Annotated in this window: 12 protein-coding genes; 10 read left to right on the forward strand and 2 right to left on the reverse strand. The window is 46.4% G+C overall.

Annotation, left to right across the window (positions count from 1 at the left end; all coding sequences use genetic code 11):
• The first annotated feature begins 36 nt into the window (after nt 1–36).
• The 8 genes from STSP1_RS09145 to STSP1_RS09185 all read left to right on the forward strand — a co-directional run bounded on the left by STSP1_RS09145 (nt 37) and on the right by STSP1_RS09185 (nt 15,073).
• Entirely contained in the window at nt 37–2,412 is a 2,376-nt protein-coding gene (locus STSP1_RS09145) for a glycoside hydrolase family 2 TIM barrel-domain containing protein (protein WP_085756047.1), read from the forward strand.
• A gap of 304 nt (nt 2,413–2,716) precedes the next feature.
• A complete protein-coding gene (gene rplM, locus STSP1_RS09155) occupies nt 2,717–3,145 on the forward strand; it encodes a 50S ribosomal protein L13 (protein ID WP_085756703.1) in 429 nt (142 codons plus the stop codon).
• Nucleotides 3,146–3,164: 19 nt separating this feature from the next.
• Nucleotides 3,165–3,662 carry a 30S ribosomal protein S9 gene (gene rpsI / locus STSP1_RS09160; RefSeq protein ID WP_085756049.1) on the forward strand — a complete coding sequence of 166 codons (498 nt, stop codon included), beginning with the start codon at nt 3,165–3,167 and terminating at the stop codon, nt 3,660–3,662.
• Between the two features lie 125 nt (nt 3,663–3,787).
• Entirely contained in the window at nt 3,788–4,927 is a 1,140-nt protein-coding gene (locus STSP1_RS09165; RefSeq protein ID WP_085756050.1) for a 4-phosphoerythronate dehydrogenase, read from the forward strand.
• A 168-nt stretch (nt 4,928–5,095) separates the two neighbouring features.
• Nucleotides 5,096–6,265, forward strand: coding sequence for an aldose epimerase family protein (locus STSP1_RS09170; protein WP_085756051.1), 1,170 nt, complete (start codon nt 5,096–5,098; stop codon nt 6,263–6,265).
• A 651-nt stretch (nt 6,266–6,916) separates the two neighbouring features.
• Entirely contained in the window at nt 6,917–10,690 is a 3,774-nt protein-coding gene (locus STSP1_RS09175) for an alpha-mannosidase (protein WP_161491692.1), read from the forward strand.
• 226 nt (nt 10,691–10,916) lie between these two features.
• The gene (locus STSP1_RS09180; RefSeq protein ID WP_085756053.1) at nt 10,917–12,539 is read left to right on the forward strand and encodes an IS1634 family transposase; all 1,623 of its coding nucleotides are present in this window, start codon (nt 10,917–10,919) and stop codon (nt 12,537–12,539) included.
• Between the two features lie 302 nt (nt 12,540–12,841).
• Nucleotides 12,842–15,073: a LamG-like jellyroll fold domain-containing protein gene (locus STSP1_RS09185; protein ID WP_161491693.1), complete on the forward strand. Its 2,232-nt coding sequence runs from the start codon at nt 12,842–12,844 to the stop codon at nt 15,071–15,073.
• Nucleotides 15,074–15,187: 114 nt separating this feature from the next.
• On the opposite strand, the gene STSP1_RS09190 is transcribed toward STSP1_RS09185, so the two are convergent.
• Together STSP1_RS09190 and STSP1_RS09195 are read right to left on the reverse strand one after the other, a co-directional pair.
• On the reverse strand, nt 15,188–16,111 hold the full coding sequence (locus STSP1_RS09190; RefSeq protein ID WP_085756055.1) for a hypothetical protein: 924 nt from the start codon (nt 16,109–16,111) through the stop codon (nt 15,188–15,190).
• Nucleotides 16,112–16,661: 550 nt separating this feature from the next.
• Entirely contained in the window at nt 16,662–17,582 is a 921-nt protein-coding gene (locus tag STSP1_RS09195; RefSeq protein WP_085756056.1) for an alpha/beta hydrolase, read from the reverse strand.
• A 133-nt stretch (nt 17,583–17,715) separates the two neighbouring features.
• Between STSP1_RS09195 and STSP1_RS12855 the strand changes: the two genes are divergently transcribed.
• Together STSP1_RS12855 and STSP1_RS09205 are read left to right on the forward strand one after the other, a co-directional pair.
• A complete protein-coding gene (locus STSP1_RS12855) occupies nt 17,716–17,880 on the forward strand; it encodes a DUF4372 domain-containing protein (protein WP_085756057.1) in 165 nt (54 codons plus the stop codon).
• Nucleotides 17,881–18,282: 402 nt separating this feature from the next.
• Complete coding sequence (locus tag STSP1_RS09205) at nt 18,283–18,687, forward strand: hypothetical protein (RefSeq protein ID WP_085756058.1); 405 nt, start codon at nt 18,283–18,285, stop codon at nt 18,685–18,687.
• Nucleotides 18,688–18,725 lie beyond the last annotated feature (38 nt).

The following is an 18,725-nucleotide window of genomic DNA, read 5'->3' on the forward strand; positions in this document are numbered from 1 at the left end:
AAATGTACATTATAATATCGATTGAGGATTTCAATTATGCCCAAAACTTCTATTTATGCGGCTCTGTGCCTTATTTTTGCGTTATTTTGCTCTAACACTCTCGCAGATTATCCCGCAAGGCACAATTTCAACAGCGACTGGCGTTTCCACCTCGGAGACGGCGATTTCAAATCCCCGCAGTACGACTCCAGCTCATGGCGTAAGCTAAGCCTCCCTCACGACTGGAGCGCAGAAGGGGAGTTCAGCAAAGATAACACTGGCCGAAATGCCTGCCTTCCGGCTGGTATAGGCTGGTATATCAAGAAATTCTCAATCCCCGCTGAACACGAAGGCAGGCGGGTTGAGCTCCAGTTTGATGGTATTTACCGCCACAGCGAGCTTTGGATTAACGGCCGCTCGCTCGGAATGCAGTACGACGGATACACAACCTTCTACCACGATATCACAGATTACGTAAAATTTGGTCAAGAGAATACTGTAGCCGTGCGCGTGGACAATTCCGACCAGCCGAACTGCCGCTGGTATTCCGGCTCCGGGATTTACCGCAATGCGTGGCTTACCTTCAGAAACCCCCTTCACATAACTAACTGGGGCACGTATATAACCACTCCGCAGGTGAGCAGTGAAAATGCCTCTGTGAAGATTGAAACCACCGTAAAAAATGACGGGGAAAAGCAGGATTTCACGCTCAAAACAGAAATTTACAGCCCTGATGGCGAGAAAATAAAAGAGGTTTCAACTGAGAAAACCGCCCGCTTCAAGCAGAAGCTCAAGATAAATCAGCAGCTTGAGATTGATTCGCCAGAGCTCTGGTCAACCACGGCGCCCCATCTCTACAAGGCCGTAAGCATCGTTTCTGCCGGCGGGAACACCCAAAGCACCCGCGAAACAAGATTCGGCATACGCAGATTGAGGTTTGATGCAGAAGAAGGTTTCTTTCTCAACGGCGAGAATATGGATTTCAAGGGCGTATGCCTTCATCACGAAGCAGGCACTCTCGGGGCGGCTGTTCCGAAAGGAGTATGGCAGAGGCGGCTTGAAAACCTCAGGCAGATTGGCTGCAACGCGATAAGAACCGCACATAACCCGCCTTCGCCGGAATTTCTCGATATCTGCGATGAGCTCGGATTTCTCGTGATGGATGAGTTTGTGGATAAATGGGAGAATGAGAAATTTGCCGATGAACACTTCCGCGATGAGTGGCGGGATAACTACCTCAGCACCATCAAAAGAGACAGAAATCACCCCTGCGTTGTTATATGGAGCGTGGGAAATGAGAATCTCCCAGCAGGGAGCAAAGAGCAGAACGGATACCTCAAAATGCTGGGCGGTTTTGTTAGATACCACGACCCCACGAGGCCTGTGGTTTCGGGTATGCGAAGAGGCGGAGATTACAACGTTGAGAAGAAAGTGCAGAATATTCTAAAGTCTTGCGAGTATATGGATCTTATCGCCCTCAACTACGGCGAGCAGTGGGCGGATGAGCTGGCAGAGACCAATCCCGATAAGCCGTTTGTGAGCACTGAATCCTACACATATTTCAACAGCAGCGATAAGAGGCGTTATGCTAAGATTGAGAGCGCACCTTGGCTCGATGCCGCTCGCAGCGATTTTAACACAGGGGTTTTCCTCTGGACAGGTATTGATTATCTGGGCGAATCAGGCTGGCCGAAAATCGGTTCAAGCGCAGGTCTTTTCGATATCGCAGGCTTCAGAAAGACAAAATCTTACCTTTATGAGGCGTTCTGGTCTGATAATAAGAGCGTATATGCAGCGGTTTACCAGCAGGACCCGGACGACTTCTCGAAAATAGGGCAGTGGGGCTGGCCTAATCTCACTGAAAGCTGGAATTTTGAAGGCAAGGAAAAAGTTGATCTTGCTGTATATTCTAATTGTGAAAAAACAGCGATCTATGTGAACGATAAGAAAATCGAAGAGAAAAAGCTTGCCGATTTTCCGAACGGTATAATCAAGTTTAGAGGCGTTCCTTACGAGAAAGGCGTTTTGAGGGCAGAAGGAATCGAAAACGGCAAAGAAGTTTGCAGCTATGAACTGAAAACCACAGGCGAGCCCGCAGAAATACGGCTTACAGCCGAAGATACCCCCCGTGAAGACGGAATATGCCACATAAAGGCTGAGGTTCTGGATTCTCAGGGCAGGCTTGTAAAAAATGCCGGAAATGAAATCGAATTCAGCGCAACAGGCGGCGGAGAGGTTCTCTCCCTTTCAAACGGCGATCTGAAGTGCCTCAGAAGCTTTACGGAAACAGAGTCTTGGCCGGCATACAAGGGCAGATGCCTTTGTATAGTGCGGATGGAAGGCGGAGAGCCGCTTAAGCTGAAAGCCCGTTCTGAAGGGCTCAAGCCCGGCGAGATTCAGGTATCTTCCGCCTCTTCCGGCGAGAAGGATTGATATGTGCCCCGACAGCACGTTTTTGGGTTAATCACAGAGCGGGAGTTCTTTTATGCCTCCCGCTCAAGTTTTTTGCAAAAATAGCAATAAATCTGTTGAAATTTATAATTCATTAACTAACATTACCGTTTCGTGTAATCGTACAGCCAACGCAATTGCAGCGATTTCGGCGGCCGTAGGCGGTTCTGCAGATGTCCACAGTTTCGCAGAAAAGCTTATTGCTGTTCCTTGGTTAACCCGTTCATTTAATAGAGGACGCTGCGATGAAGGCAGGTTAATAAAATAGATGTGGAGAAAGCTTGAAATGAAAAGTTTTATGGCAAAAGAGGGGCAGGTGGAGCGCAAATGGCTTCTGATTGATGCAGAAGACAAGGTGCTCGGCCGTCTGGCAGCAGAGATAGCCCCGATACTGATGGGCAAAAACAAGCCTACATATACCCCCCACGTTGATACAGGGGATTATGTTGTGGTTGTTAATGCCGATAAGATTAAGCTTACCGGACGCAAGCAGGAAATTAAATTCTACGATCACTACACCAGATATCCGGGCGGCAGGAAGATCGTTCCTTTCAGCGAAATGATCAGCAAGAAGCCTGATGAGGTGGTTAAGCTTGCTGTAAAAAGGATGCTTCCTAAGAACAATCTCGGCGATGCTATGCTTAAGAAGCTGAAAGTTTATGCCGGCAAGGAGCACGGACATGAAGCACAGAAGCCGGAAAAGTTGGAATTATAATTGAAAAGGGTTTTATAAAATGAATGAAAATACACAAACCCCGCTCATTGATCCATCAATAGCAGGCCAGAGCGATGCTCAGGCAGTGCAGGGTTCTTCTCAGCAGAAGAAGGCAAAGCCGGATAAAGGCGGATTTTTCTGGGGCGTAGGGAGAAGAAAAAGCTCTGTAGCCCGCGTAAGGATCAAACCGGGTTCAGGAAAACTTACAATAAACGACAAGAAGCTCAAAGAATTCTTCAGGCTCCAGCAGGATCAGGAAGCAGTTCTCGCACCGCTGAAAGAATGCGATGCGATGAAGAGCTTTGATGTTTTTATCAATGTCGAAGGCGGCGGCACTACTGGACAGGCCGGCGCTGCTCTTTTGGGTCTTGCAAGAGCCATGGCAAACTACGACGAATCTTCATTCGCAAAACCTCTGCGTGATGCACGCCTGCTCACAAGAGACGGGAGAATGAAAGAACGTAAGAAACCGGGTCAGCCGGGAGCAAGAAGAAGATTCCAGTTCTCAAAACGTTAATCTTCTCAAAAAATTGCAATACAAAGCCGCATTCGTTATTCGATGCGGCTTTTTTAACGCCTTTCAACCCCATTGTTATTGTTTTTAGCTTCAAAATGTAATCTTAATCTTATATAATTCCAGCTATGAAGATCTTAGCAGACAAACACATTCCCTTCATTGAGAAGGCACTTGAGGGACTGGGCGAGGCGTTAATCAAACACGGCCGCGATATGAGCCCTTCAGATTTCAAGGATATCGATGCCTATCTTGGAAGAAGTGTAAGAAAGCTCGGCGAAGAAGAGCTTGCCGCCAGCACTGTCCAATTTGCCTCCACGGCTTCCGTTGGCACTGATCACGTAGATAAGGATTACCTCGAATCGCATGGCATAGCGTTCGCCTCTGCCGCAGGCTGCAATGCCGTGAGCGTAGCCGATTACGTTACTGCTTCGCTTCTCAATCTCGCCTGCACAAGGGGCTTCTCGCTTCAGGGAAAGTCTATCGGGATAGTCGGAGCGGGGAACGTTGGCTCAAGGGTGGCACGCAGGTGCAGAGGGCTTGGTATGGATGTGATTCTCAACGACCCGCCCCTCAGAAGAGCTTCGGGAGATGAAAAATATCGTCCGATAGATGAAATTCTCGGCTGCGATTTTATCTCTTTCCATACCCCGCTTATACGCTCGGGCGTTGATAAAACACTGCATTATTTCAGTAATGATTTTGCATCTGAAATACGGCCGGGTGCAGTCCTTATAAACACCTCAAGAGGCGCTGTCGCTGATACCGAGGCAGTATTGAAAGCCCTTGATTCGGGCAGGCTGAGCGATGCGGTCATAGATGTGTGGGAAGGCGAGCCGGACATACCTGCAAGGCTTCTGAAAAAGGCCTTTATAGCTACCCCTCATATCGCAGGCCACGCTATTGAGGCAAAAGTGCGGGCTATGAGGATGGTGGTTAATGCTATGTGCAGCCATTTCCAGCTCTCAAGGAGAGTGGACGAAAAAGACTTCCTTCCGCGTCCAGATGTGGAGAAGATCAAAATCGGCCGAGCAGGCAGTATAGAATGCCGTCTTAATCAAGCTGTTAAGAAGGTTTATGATATTGAAAAAGATGACAGCTCACTTCGTGAAATTCTCTCTGTCCATAAGGATAAACGCCCGGAGTTTTTCGACAGGCTCCGCAGGGATTATCCTGTAAGAAGGGAATTCAGCACGGTAAAGAGCGTTTCAGCACCAGAGGATGCTGCTGCATTGTGCAAAGCGGTTTTCCCGCCGCCTGAGAGATAAAAAAAGGCATAAAAAAGTGAGGCTTAAAAAAAAGTTTTGTAAAAACAGCGTTTTTATTGTTATTATACTGACAGTAAAAGCATGCAGACTGTATTTTGCTGGACTTAAAGCCGGCAATGTCTATAATACAACTGTTATATTGTTAATCAATTTTAGGAGCTTATTAAAATGCTGTTGCGTAAACTTTCAATCTTATCATTAGCGCTTTGCGTTTTAGTGCTTTCATCATGCACTGAAACCCAGAAGAACGACTCACCCAAGAAATGCCCCAAACAGAGTCTTAAGCCTTCTGTTGAGAAGAGCTTCTTCGGCACCACCAAAGACGGGCAGAAGGTGTACGAATACGTGCTCGATAACGGCAAAGGTATGGATGCCGGAATTATTACCTACGGCGGGGTAATGACGTATCTCAACGTGCCGGATAAGAACGGCAAAAGCGGTGATATCCTCTTGGGCTTCGATAATCTCAAGGATTTCGAGGAGAAGAGCGATTACTTCAACGCCCTTATCGGAAGATACGGCAACCGTATTGCCAAGGGCAAGTTTGAGCTGAACGGCAAAACATACACCCTCGCCACAAACAACGGCGAAAACCACCTCCACGGCGGGGACAGGGGCTTCGATAAGCGTGTGTGGTCTGCTACGCATTCAGTAACTGAAGATGCTGCAAACCTCACTCTCACCTACCTCAGCAAAGACGGAGAGGAAGGATACCCGGGCAACCTCCGCTGCGTTGTAACTTATTCTATCACTACCGGCAATGAGCTGGTAATAGATTACAAGGCCGAAACGGACAAGGCTACGCCTGTGAACCTCACCCAGCATAACTACTACAACCTTGATGGACAGGGCAGCGGGAAAATCCTCGACCATAAACTTATGATAAATGCTTCACAAATGACGCCTGTGGATGAAGGGCTTATCCCCACCGGCGAGATCGTGGATGTTTATGGGCCTTTCGATTTTACAGAGCCGAAGAAAATCGGCAAACACATAAACTCTGCTGATATACAGATGAAATACGGCAAAGGCTACGACCACAACTTTGTGCTCGATAAAGGCAAGGGTATGGGTCTTGCGGCCAAGGTTTACGAGCCTGACAGCGGCAGAATTATGGAAGTTTGGACAGAAGAGCCAGGCCTTCAGTTCTACAGCGGCAATTTCCTTGATGGAACAATCGTGGGCAAGGAAGGCAAAAGATACGTTCAGAGATGCGCTTTCTGTCTTGAAACGCAGCACTTCCCAGACTCACCAAACAAACCTCAGTTCCCCTCAACTATCCTGAAGCCTGGAGAGGTTTACAACACAAAAACTATTTACAAATTCAAAACTAAATAAAATTAAATAAAAAGCATAAATCAAAGCGGCAGAACTTAATTGAACTGCCGCTTTTTGTGTGCGACAATATTTTTTGGCAAAATGCAAATCATTATGTTGCAATGCTTTGTAGAATTTATTGCTATCTATATTACTGAGCCAGTCCGCCTGCGGCGGAAAACTCGCTAAGGATTTTTTGTCTGCTGGTTTTGTTGGCAAGTAGAGGCGAACCTGCGCGAGCGCCTTGCCTGCGAAGCGTGAAAATTCGGCGGAAAAAACTTATACCTATTGCTTCTCATTGCCTTTTGTCCACTTATTTCGTCCGCCGTAGGCGGACTTCATGCGTGGCTCTGATTGTCGTTAGTATTCAGCAGCGATTTTACGAGGCGAACATTTAAACCGAGCCGCACGTGGAGGCCCGCCGAAGGCGGGCCGGAACAAGCGGATAGATTCAGCTTTAAAAAGCTTTGCCCAAAAAATTGTCGCACACCGCTTTTTTAAGTTTGGAAACGGTGCTTTAAAATAAATCTTTTTTAGTTATAGTTATTTTTATGCATACAGGGGTGTATGCGTTTAAGGATTATTCAGAAACAATTGAAGGGTTTGAAAATGGGTTTTAAATTAACCGCAGGGATTTTTTTGTCATTTCTGGTTTTTACGGGAGAATTCTGTTTGGCACAGTCGAGAGATTTAAGCGAAGATAAAACACTTTATGCTGTAGGCTATGCGCACCTTGACACGCAATGGCGCTGGCACTACAAACAAACTATAAACGAATTCATTAAGGCAACTCTCGAAGACAACTTCGAGCTTTTTGAGAAATATCCTGAATACGTTTTCAACTTCACCGGCTCAGTACGCTACAAAATGATGGAAGAGTATTACCCGGATAAATTTGAAAAGCTCAAGGAATATATCGACAAGGGACGCTGGCATGTGGTTGGCTCATCGGTGGACGAATGCGATGTGCTCGTACCATCGCCGGAATCAATAATTCGCCAAATACTCTACGGCAACGAGTATTTCCAGAATGAATTCGGCAAAAAGAGCGAGGACTTCCTCCTGCCGGACTGCTTCGGATTCCCGCACTCTCTGCCTTCGGTATTCGCCCACGCCGGCCTGAAAGGCTTTTCAACACAGAAGCTTACATGGGGCTCAGCTATTGGCATCCCGTTCCCCGTGGGAGTATGGGAAGGGCCGGACGGAAATTCCGTTATAGCTGCACTTAATCCCGGAGCGTATGTTTCGAGTGTGGATAGAAGAATGGATACAGATCAGGAATGGGTAAACCGCATTAACAATACAGGCAGGCTTACCGGAGTTTATGCCGACTACCGCTACTACGGTGTAGGTGATACGGGCGGTGCTCCCAGAGAGCAAGACGTTAAGAAAGCAGTATCAAGCCTGAACAATGAGGATTCAGATGTTGATGTGGTTCTCAGCTCCTCTGAGCAGATCTATCACGATATAACTCCCGCCCAGAAGGAAAGGCTTCCGAAATACAAGGGAGAGATGATGCTCACCAGCCATTCCTTCGGCACTCTCACCTCTCAGTGCTACGTAAAGCGGATGAACAGGAAGAATGAGCAGCTCGCAGACGCTGCAGAGAGGGCTGCAAGCGCAGCAATGCTTTTCGGCGATAAATACCCGTTAGATAAGATTCAGGCCGGCTGGGAACGAGTGCTTGCAAGCCAGATGCACGATATCCTCCCGGGAACATCTATTCCCAAGGCCTACGAATATTCTTGGAACGATGAGATAATCGCAGCGAACTACCTTGCTGACGTTCTCACAGATTCGGTTCAGTCTGTGGCTTCAATGCTTGATACAAGAGCGGCAGGAAAGCCGCTAGTGCTTTATAATCCGCTTGAATTTGAACGCGAGGATTTGGTAACAGCGGAAATTGAATATGCAGGCGAAACGCCGGAGCATATAAGGGTTTATTCTTCCATCGGCACAGAAGCCCCATCTCAGATATTGGAAAGAACAGATTCCGGCCTGAAAATTGCCTTCTGCGCAAAGATGAAGCCTGCAAGCTTTGAGGTGTATGATGTGCAGCCTTCATCCCAGCCCTGCAATCTCAATACAGGTGTTAAGGCTGAAGGGCAAAAGATTGAGAACACATTCTACACTGTAACAATAAACGAGGCGGGCGATATCGCCCAGATCTACGATAAGCTCGCTGATAGGAATATGCTTAAATCTCCTGCAAGGCTCGAATTCCTCGAGGGTTCTACGGAAGTATGGCCTGCTTGGAATATGGACTGGGAAGACAGGGCTATCCCGCCGCTTGGGTACGTTGACGGGCCTGCTGAAATAGAGGTCGTTCAGGAAGGACCTGCCTTTGCTGCGATACGGGTAAAACGCAAGGCAAGGAACTCTTTCTTTACTCAGACGATAAGACTTTCTGCCGGCAGTGCAGGGAGGCGGATTGAAGTGCACAACGATATAGACTGGCAGGAATCTGCAAAGGTGCTCAAGGCCAGCTTCCCGCTTACGGTTAATAATCAGGTTGCCACATATACAGAAGGCGCAGGGACAATACAAAGACCCACAAACAATCCGAATATTTTCGAGATGCTCTCGCATCAATGGTTCGACCTTACCGATGTTTCAGGCGAATATGGTGTTTCAGTGCTTGAAGACTGCAAATTCGGCTCGGACAAACCCTCAGAGGATACGCTTCGTTTGACGCTTCTCTACACCCCTGGAGGCGATGTAGATCGCTATCCTGATCAGTTCACGCAGGACTGGGGAAGGCATAATTTCGTGTATGCCCTTTACGGCCATGAAGGTTCATGGCAAAACGGGCTCACCCAGCAGAAGGCAAGACGGCTCAACCAGCCGATCAGAGCATTCACTGCCGGCCAACACAGCGGCTCCATCGGTAAAGAATTTTCAATGCTGAATATAAACACCAGTCAGGTTGCCCTCAGGGCAATGAAAAAGGCTGAAAAGGGCGGCTGGACAATCCTCCGCTTCCAAGAGCTTTTCGGGAAGGATACCGGCGAAGCAGTATTCGATTCAGCATTGGATATCTCTGATGCACGCGAGGTTGATGGGCAGGAAAACATTATAGGTGATGCGAAGATCAGAGACGGCAAACTTCACTTCAATCTAAAAAGAAACGGTATCCGCAGCTTTGCTGTTAAATTTGCAAACGCTATGGAAGAGAAAATCCACAGATCCTCCAAGAAAGTTGAGCTTGCCTTCAATACAAAATGCGCAACAGAAGACGGCGAGGCCGTAACACAAGGTTTTGCGCCGGATAACAAGGCAATACCGGCGGAAATGCTGCCGGAGAAACTCGTGAGCGGTTCGGTGGAGTTTGAACTTCCGGCAAACGGGGCTGCGATGGAATGTGCAGGCCAGACAATCAGTCTTCCGGAAGGTGATTACAACAGGGTTTACCTGCTGGCTGCCGCTGAAGAAGACACCTCAAGCAGTATAAAGATTGCCGGTGAAAGCAGGCCTTTCTCTGTTCAGAAATGGACTGGCTTTATCGGCCAATGGGACAACAGAGTATGGCATCCGGAAATTCCGAACGTGGTATCAGGGATAGAGAAGGGGTATATAAAGAGAGATACCCTCGCATGGTTCTGTACGCACCGCCACGATTCTGCCGGCGAAAACGAGGCCTACGATTTCAGCTACCTATTCAGATACGGCTTCGATCTTCCCCGAGGGTGCAGCGAGATTACGCTTCCAGATTCTCCGGGGATTAAGGTATTCGCAGTTAGCCTTAGCAAAGAGCCCCAGCCGATTAAACCCGCTGCCTGTCTTTACGATAATTTCGAGGGCAGGGAAGAAATCGAAATACGAAATGACAACCCGCGCCTCACCGGCGACTTCAAGGACCCAGTCGAAGGTAAAGAGCCTTTGGGTGATGTGTGGTTTGAGAAAGGCGAGTCTTTCGATGAGCTGCAAGTTCAGCCAAGCGGTTCGGATTTTGCAGACAGCTCCTCAGGCAGTGAGGTTGAGTTTTCATTTGTGAATGAATTCCGCTTTGATGTTCGCCCGCTGGACCTTACAGAGGGAACTATGGATATGCTCAACGATTCTGAAGTTCCAGAGGAAATAGACCAGCCTTCAAAGAACGTTTTCTTCGACGGGGGCAGGGGCAGATTCATCGCAGATTTGAAGCAGAATACTGAGGTGCAGAAGGTTAATACCTTCTCTCGCCACCACTCAGACAGGTCTCCGCAGAGGTTCAGCCTCTGGGCAGGCTCGCAGGCGGCTTCTCCGAAAGAAGATCTCAGCAAAGAAAACCCGCAGGGCTGGAAGCTTATTGCTGATGTTGATACATCCGAGCTCGGCGAGGGAGATATCCACGTCAGCTCAATTGATTTTCCCGAAGGTATGGATTGCAGATACTTGATGTGGCTTACCGATTACCGCAATCATGGAACATTCTTCAGCGAGATAGATATTATCGCTGAAGACTGATTGCTCAAATTCTAAGGACATAATACGATTAACTGTAAGCGCGGCGCATATTTTGCCGCGCTTTTTTGATGCCCGTTTTTCCTGACTTCGGCGGTTGTATTGCGGAAAACTCATCGAAAAGTGCGTTTTGAGGCTGTTACGGGTGGTGTTTTGGGCTGGCTTCCTTGTAGTGCCTAATTTTATTTTTATATTGACATAATATTTTTATTTCGTATAATCTGTGTTTATGTTTATACGAGTAAAAAAATCAAAAAACAGCCCAAAGAGATCTGTTCAGATTGTTGCGAGCTATCGCAACGAGAAGAATCAGCCTCGCCAGCGTATAGTACGTCATATGGGCACTGCCTTCACAGAAGAGGATGTTACCCGTCTCAAAGATCTCGCCGAATTCGAGAAGGCTAAACTTGAGGCGGAGATAACGCCGGCACTTTTCAAGCCTGAGCAGCTTGCAGAGGCTGCTATAGAAGCCCGCAAAAAGATCGATGATGAGCCTATAAACGTAAATCTGAAGGATATTAAGGAGCAGGCACGCATCACCACCGGCATCCATGAGGTGTTCGGAAGCATCTATGACGAGCTCGGATTTAACAATCTTTTTGATAAACGCAAAGAGGCTGCTCGCAGAAACCTTCGCCACATTACCATGGCAAGGCTTGCAAATCCGGTCAGCAAGCGCAACAGTGTTCAGGATCTCTCCAAAGACTTCGGCATCAGCCTCTCTCTTGACAGTGTTTACAGGATGATGGACGGAATAACAGACGATATTATCAACAAGGCTCAAAACCACGCTCACAAGGCTGCTAAAGGTCTTCTTGGAGATGAGATTAGCCTTCTGTTTTACGACTGCACCACCCTGTATTTTGAATCATTTACTGAAGATGAGCTCAAAAAGAACGGCTACAGCAAGGATATGAAGTTCAATCAGCCGCAGGTTGTGCTTGGCCTTCTCTCAACCTCAGAGGGGCTTCCAGTTGGTTATGAGGTGTTCCCCGGCAATCAGTATGAAGGGCATACTCTGCATACTGTTATCCCTAAGATCAAAGAGAAATACAACCTCAAACGCGTTATCTTCACCGCAGACAGCGCGATGCTTAGCAAGCCTAATCTTGACTACCTTCAAGAGCAGGAAGTTGAGTATATCGTAGCAGCGAGGCTTAAAAGCCTCACTGACCAATGGAAATCAAAGATTACAGAATCCGCTGCTCCGCTGAGAAGCTTTGATTACGGCAAGAACAGAAGGCTAATTGTTACCTACAGCGACAAGCTCGCCAAAAAGAATAAACACGACAGGGACGAAGCTATAAGAAAACTTCGTGAGAAGCTTGAAAAGAGCAGTAACCCCAAATCCCTTATAAGCAACTACGGCTACAAGAAATTTATGCGAGTTACCGGCGATGTAAACTGCGAGATAAATGAAGAGAAATATGCTCAGGCAGCGAAATTTGATGGCCTTCACGGCGTTATAACGAATGTTAAGGATATGGATGATTCGGCAGTAGTAGAGCATTACAAGCAGCTCTGGCTAATTGAGGAGTGCTTCAGGATCAGCAAGCACGACCTGAAGATACGGCCGATATATCACTGGACGCCGAAACGAATCAAAGCCCATATACTGATATGCTTTATCGCTCTAACCTGCGCGAGGAATCTGGCATACAGGGTTAGGCTAAGATTCGAGGCGATGTCTGTGGCGAGGATGGTAAATGCGCTAAACCACGTGCAGCTTAGCATCCTCTGGGATAAGAAAAGCGAATGCAAATATGTGCTGCCATCAAAGATTAACGAGGACGCAAGGAAACTCTACAAAACAGTTAATCTGAGCACCAATACCACACCCTATAAAATGTAACGCAAACCCTGAAAAAAACTCAAAAAAAACAGGGTTGTAGTGCCTGCGCAAAAAATCGAGTCCTTTATTGACAAGCACTTATGAAAATTTACCGCCGAAGTCAGGAGCGCGGCGCATATTTTGCCGCGCTTTTTTGATGCCCGTTTTTCATACCTCCCCGCCGGCAGCAGTAAAAGAGTGTTTTTTTCTTATTTTGCAAAAGAATTCAGGTACACGTTTTTTGAGGAAAAAAATTAAATTAAATGACATATACATAAGAACATATTATTTTTAAAATGATATCTAATCCTATGAGGACAATTATGAAAAATACATTAACAAAAGCGATTTTAATTACAGCAGCTTCTTTTTGTGCAGCAGCCGTTTTCGCAGATGTGAATATCGATTATCTGTCTGCTCCGGACAAAACAGTTAGCGAGCTTCTCTTCGGCTACAATACTCTTTACTGCGTTCCCGACCAGCCGGAGGACGGCTTCATGCCGGACGAGCGGTGGCAGGCGGAGTATCTGCCTCAAACGATGCAGGAGCTCGGCGTTACCTCGCTTCGCTATCCGGGCGGGCATATTGTATCCTTCTGGCACTGGGACGACCCCTTCGCCGGCGGATGGGTGGATTTATGGGATCCGTCAAAAACATTCGACTCAAGGGCGGTAAGAGAGCAGCAGTATTCAGGCTTTATGGATCTGGATGAGTATATCCAGCAATGCAAAACTCTCGATATTGAGCCGATTCTCGGGGTAAACGTGCTTGCGGGATACAAATTCGGCCGCGTTCAGGATTCGATAGATGAGGCTGTGGCAATGCTTGATTACTGCGAGCAGAATGATTTCGATGTAACTTACCTCTATCTTGATAATGAGGTCGGCCATCAGGGAGGACTTCCCAATCATATAGATGCAGGGGCATATCCCGAGCTTGTGAAGCAGTTTTCGATTGGTATTAAAAACGAATACCCGAACATAAAGCTTATATGCAACTATATACACGGCCTCACGCATTGGACAGTCAAAGATCTTGTCCGAGATTACGGGCAGTATTTCGATGTGATAGACAAACACCTGTACTACAATACAGGCGTTTGGGGCGAATATTCGCGAAATGATTGGCTCAATGATTTTACGGTTGACGGGTACAAATCAGAGATAGACAGCTTCCATCAGTTCTGCAAAGATACCGGTAATGAGCACATCCAGCTTGGATTTATGGAGTGGAATTTCGGCGGCTCAGCGGGAACCAGCAGCGAGAACGGGAATTTCTTCGATCAGGCTATGGTTATGTCTGAGATTATGATGATGTTCATTGAGAAAAATGTGGATATGGCATGCGTATGGCCTATTTACTGGCCCGGGACCGGCAGAAATCTCGTCGAATTCGAACCATACAAACACAGGCCGAGCTTCACTGCGATGCAGATGTTCAAGGAGATTCAGGGGCAGGAGGTGCTTTCTTTCAGCTCAGATGCTCAGAATGCTATTGTGTTGGGGGCACATGCAAAGAGAAGCGAGACAGCCAAGAATCCGAAAATAGTAATTCTTGTCCTCAGCAAAGATACCAGCGAGAGCAGGGATTTTACGATAAACCTTGGGGATATCAGCCCGGAGTTTGTTTCCGGAACCTCTATTGCAGAGGGCGATAACGGCTGGCACAGGTCGGTAAGAATGTCCCCTTCTTTGAATCAGGATAATCAGATCAGCTTTAACGTCCCCGGTCTCTCGCTTACCAAGATAACAGCAGTTATGAGCAAGTCGGATATAAATGCTGATTTAGAGGTGGATATCGAAGACTTTATGCTCCTCGGCGACGAATGGCTCTCTTCGCCGGATAATGTGTTCGCAGACATCGCCCCAGCTCCATCTGGTGATGGATTTGTAGATATGATTGATTTATCCGCATTTTCGGGGCAATGGCCGGGATTTTATAATAACCTGTTTTGCTGGTGGGAGTTTGAGCAGGCAGCAGGCCAGGAGGCAGGCGATTCAAGCGGGAATTCAAGAATTGGAACTCTTTCAGGTACAAACTTTCAGGATAGCTCTGTGCGGGGGATTTCCGGCGATGGCCTTTATTTCGACGGAGTTGATGATAAAGTTACATTAGATTTAGCCGGCAGCGAGTGGCCGGAATATACGGTAAGCTTTTGGGTGAAGACATCGCATTTAGGGCAGGCCAATTACAGCGGCTTATTCAACACAAGCAGCAATAATAACGCAAATACCTTCCAGATTGATGTTGACGGCGGGAATCCGGGCAGCTACAGGTATCACGGCTCTGCAGACGGGATAATCGGCACGGTGAAAGATGACTGGACGTATATTGCGGTTTCGTTCAGCAGCGGCTCTGCCGATCTCTACTATAACGGCAGTTTCGTTCGAAGCGTCAGCGCCGGCGATACGCAGATAGACAGGCTCCAGCTTGGCGTTAATCGCAGCGGGCATTTGCCTTTCGAAGGCATAATTGACGAGTTAAGAGTGTATGATGATGCCTTGAGCAGCGGGGAAATACAAGACTTGTATCTTTCACTACTGCCGCAGCGATAGTTGAAATTGGGGACAGTTAACTATTTAAGTAATATAAAATCTTTTACTTAAGCGAGATATGAGATTTGGTGGCTTGGGGAATTAATTTGTAACTGTGTCCCCCTATTTCGTTTCCTATTCTCCAAGCCAGTTTTCGCTGAAAATGAGCAAATCTGCGATGTCTATTTTTTCTCCGCTATCGCCTTCAATATCAAGATTGCAGGCTGCAGTCCAATTTGAACCGCCAAGCTCGCTTAGCCAGCAATCAGCGAAAACAGCAAAATCTTCATAATCAACAACTCCATCGGAATTGAAATCTCCGACCAGCTCTTCTGGCTCTTCGCCGATTATAATATCATCATAAAGCACACTGTAATTTCCTACAGAAGAAGGGATGCTGTGCCCAGACAGCCCAACACCCTCAAAGTCGTCTCTATTAATTCCGCTTAACCCGTTTTGAGCATCTACGGTAATATCAACTCCGCCTGTACCTTGAATATTTAGCGACGAAGTTTTTTGCTGCCAATTGATATTGTAGGTGAGGGTATATGTGCCGCCACTTACAAAATTGCCGATTGTAGTGAAGGGGTAAGAATCGTAATTTACGTAAACTATCTTGTAATGAGAAGGACTAACCGATGAGCCGTATGGCTTTTGCAAATCAAAATATATGTTTCCAAGCCTGGAACCAATGGCATTAGCTCCTGTAAATCTTGCCCTGCCCAAACCGACATAGCCATGTCCATAATTACTCGGACTGTATGAAGGCACTCTTAATGTTAAAGTAAAAGTAAACTCATCGCCTTCGGGTAAGTCAAATGGATATGTGCATATCGTTCCCGAAGTTGTCGAACCGCCGCCGCCCGAATAAAGTGACTGAGTGCCGAAGACAGGACCAACATCTGTGATCCCAGCATTTTCCGTTCCAGCAGTCCAAGGCGCCGGCAAGCCTTGAGATGCCGTATAATGCGGCGGCTCAAAGTCTATAATTTCAAAAGAATACGCATTTACCGAAAGCAGTAAAGCTGCCAAAAACACTGAAATAGTAAAACACCTCATAACTTACCTTTCGACTTTAATTAATTACTAAAATATACAATTTATCTTATTTTTTATTCTACCAAATTTAAAAACGCTTTTCAAGAAAAATTTTGGCTTTTCGCGCATTTGTATGCAACAATTTTTTTGGGCAAAATGTAAATCATCATGCTGCAATGCTTTGCAGAATTTACTGCTATTTATTTACTGAGCCTGTCCGCCGAAGGCGGATTCATGAGTGGCTCAGTTTAAATATTTCGTATCGTCAAGTCGCTGCGTAATACTAAAGACAATCAGAGCCGTGCGTTGAGTCCGCCGAAGGCGAAGAGCCTTTCCGCCGGAGGCGGAAAGCAAGCGGATAGATTTTTGGCTCGTGGCAAGTGGCAGAGTGGCAGAGTGGCAGAGCTGCAAGTCCGCCTGCGGCGGGTTGCTCGTTGCAAAATCATTAGTGAAAAATTAGCGCTGATTAGCGGCTGCCTCTCATATTCAAAAATCCCTGTGCAATCCGTGTAATCTGTGGATTATATATATTTCCCCTGCGTCTGTCCGCCATTTCCAGATAAATTTTCGTCTATTCATTTTTGTCCCTTTTGATCTGGTCAAAAGCTTTGGTGATAAAGTCGAGCATTATCGGCATTGCATTTTTTTCAGTTTTCCGGCTCTGATAAAAGAAGCCGTGTCCCAGCCCTTCGAAAAGTTCGATCTGTACATGGGAGCCCTTTTGCTTTAAGGCTTTTGCAAACCTGACGGCCTGCAGATAATCTATGGTAGTGTCAGCGGTTCCATGCATAAGCAGAACGCGGGGAGGTTTTTGGGGGATGTTATAAATTGCGGAGGCGTTTTTTTTGTCTTCGAGGGTTTCTATGCCGTAATTTTCACATGTTTTGCCGAATCTGCCCTGGCCTACGTCAACCAGATCATAGAGGCCGCAAAGTCCTACGTAAACTTTGATGTCGGGATTTTTCTGGGCAAATGTGGAGGAAAGCTGCGCGCCGGCCGAAGCCCCTGCCATTGCGATTCTGTTTTTATCGAAACCATAGGTTTGGGCATTATGCTTTACCCATCTAAGAGCGTCGGCGATATCGGAGGCTGCCCTATCAAACTGGCCTGTTTCGATCTTTTTGGCGTGGCGATCATTTTTCCAGTCGTAGAGCCTGTAGTCGATACTGACTAATGAGATACCCTTTTTGGCAAGTTCAAGAGCTTTTTGTTTTTCACCTGTGCGTGAGCCTGCAACCCATCCGCCGCCGTGAACCCAGATTATGACGGGTCGTTTAATTTGTCTTTTGCCTTTCGGCCAATAGATGTCTGCGGCAAGTTCGAGTGAGCCGATCTTTTTGTAGATAACAGTTTCAAGGCAGACGTTGTCATTTAAAACCTGAACGCCTTCAATAACCGGCTGATATTTTAATTTGCGGTCAGGTTTTGAGTAAACCGGCGTCATTAAAAAAAGGATTGTTATAAGGATGAGAGTTTTATTGATAATGCCCATGTGATTCCTTCAAAAAAACTAAACTTGCATATTAAATTTTACAAACATCCCATAGAAGAACAAAATATAAGATGTTTCTTTAAAGTTAGCGGTGTATGAGCTGCACTAATTTCGACAAAAACAGGAGCAACTCATGACACCCGCCAAACAACAATATACAATTCTCAAGCAAATATGCCAACATATTCCTGCTCATCTTGTTTCAAAATTGTCTCGGTCTTTCGGTATTGACAAGCAATCAAGAACATTTTCTTGCTGGTCTCACGTAAGGAAATGGGAGGCGGCTGCCTATTTTTAACAGTAAAAAGCTCTATATAATAATGAGATAGGGAATTGGCCGGCATGGGGGACTAATTTGCCCCCTATTTTTAAGCACCAAAATTGTTCTAATAGGCTGCAAAATAAAAAAAATTACTTTTTTTCTTGCAATTGCTGTTTTTGGCGTTAAATTGCGATTATTATACCAAGAACAGAAAGAGCCTGTGCAGGAAATATGTGTTATGATGGTGGGAATATTTTAAGAGAGGCGTGATTATCTTCGTTTAACTGAGATGATAGGCGGTAAGACATTGAAAAACAAGAAATTGACGCATTCGGAGCGGCGCAATCAAAGGCGTCTTATATGGCAGAAACAAAGAACTCCGCATATTATGCGGATCTTATGCGGATGAGTCTATTTATTGTTCGGGGGTATTGAAAAATGATGGAAGTGCTGAAATTGGTCATTCCAGTTGTTATTGCAGTCCTTGGTTGGATCTTGGGGCATTTGCTCAGTTCTATACGTGAACGTGAGAACAAGAAGCGCGAAATACGCCTAGAAAAGCTCATGGAGGCGTATGATTGGTTTGGCCGGGCGATGATAGAAGGCCAGAATGAGGAAATCAACGTACAGTTGTCGATGGCTATTCACAACAGTCAGTGTTACGGAACGTGTCGAGAACAGAAAATGGCAATTGAGTATTGCCAAGCAATAAAAGAAAAAAAAAGTGCAGACGCATTAGAACTGATTAAAAGCATAAGAAACGTGATAAGAGAAGAACTTGGCCTATCACCTTTTGAAGAACCCGTTTCGTGGGTTGTACATAGTGCAGATACGGACAAGTAAGCAACTAAAAAGACGATTCACCGGACGGCTAATCGCCG

This window comes from Sedimentisphaera salicampi, from assembly GCF_002117005.1.
GTDB lineage: Bacteria > Planctomycetota > Phycisphaerae > Sedimentisphaerales > Sedimentisphaeraceae > Sedimentisphaera > Sedimentisphaera salicampi.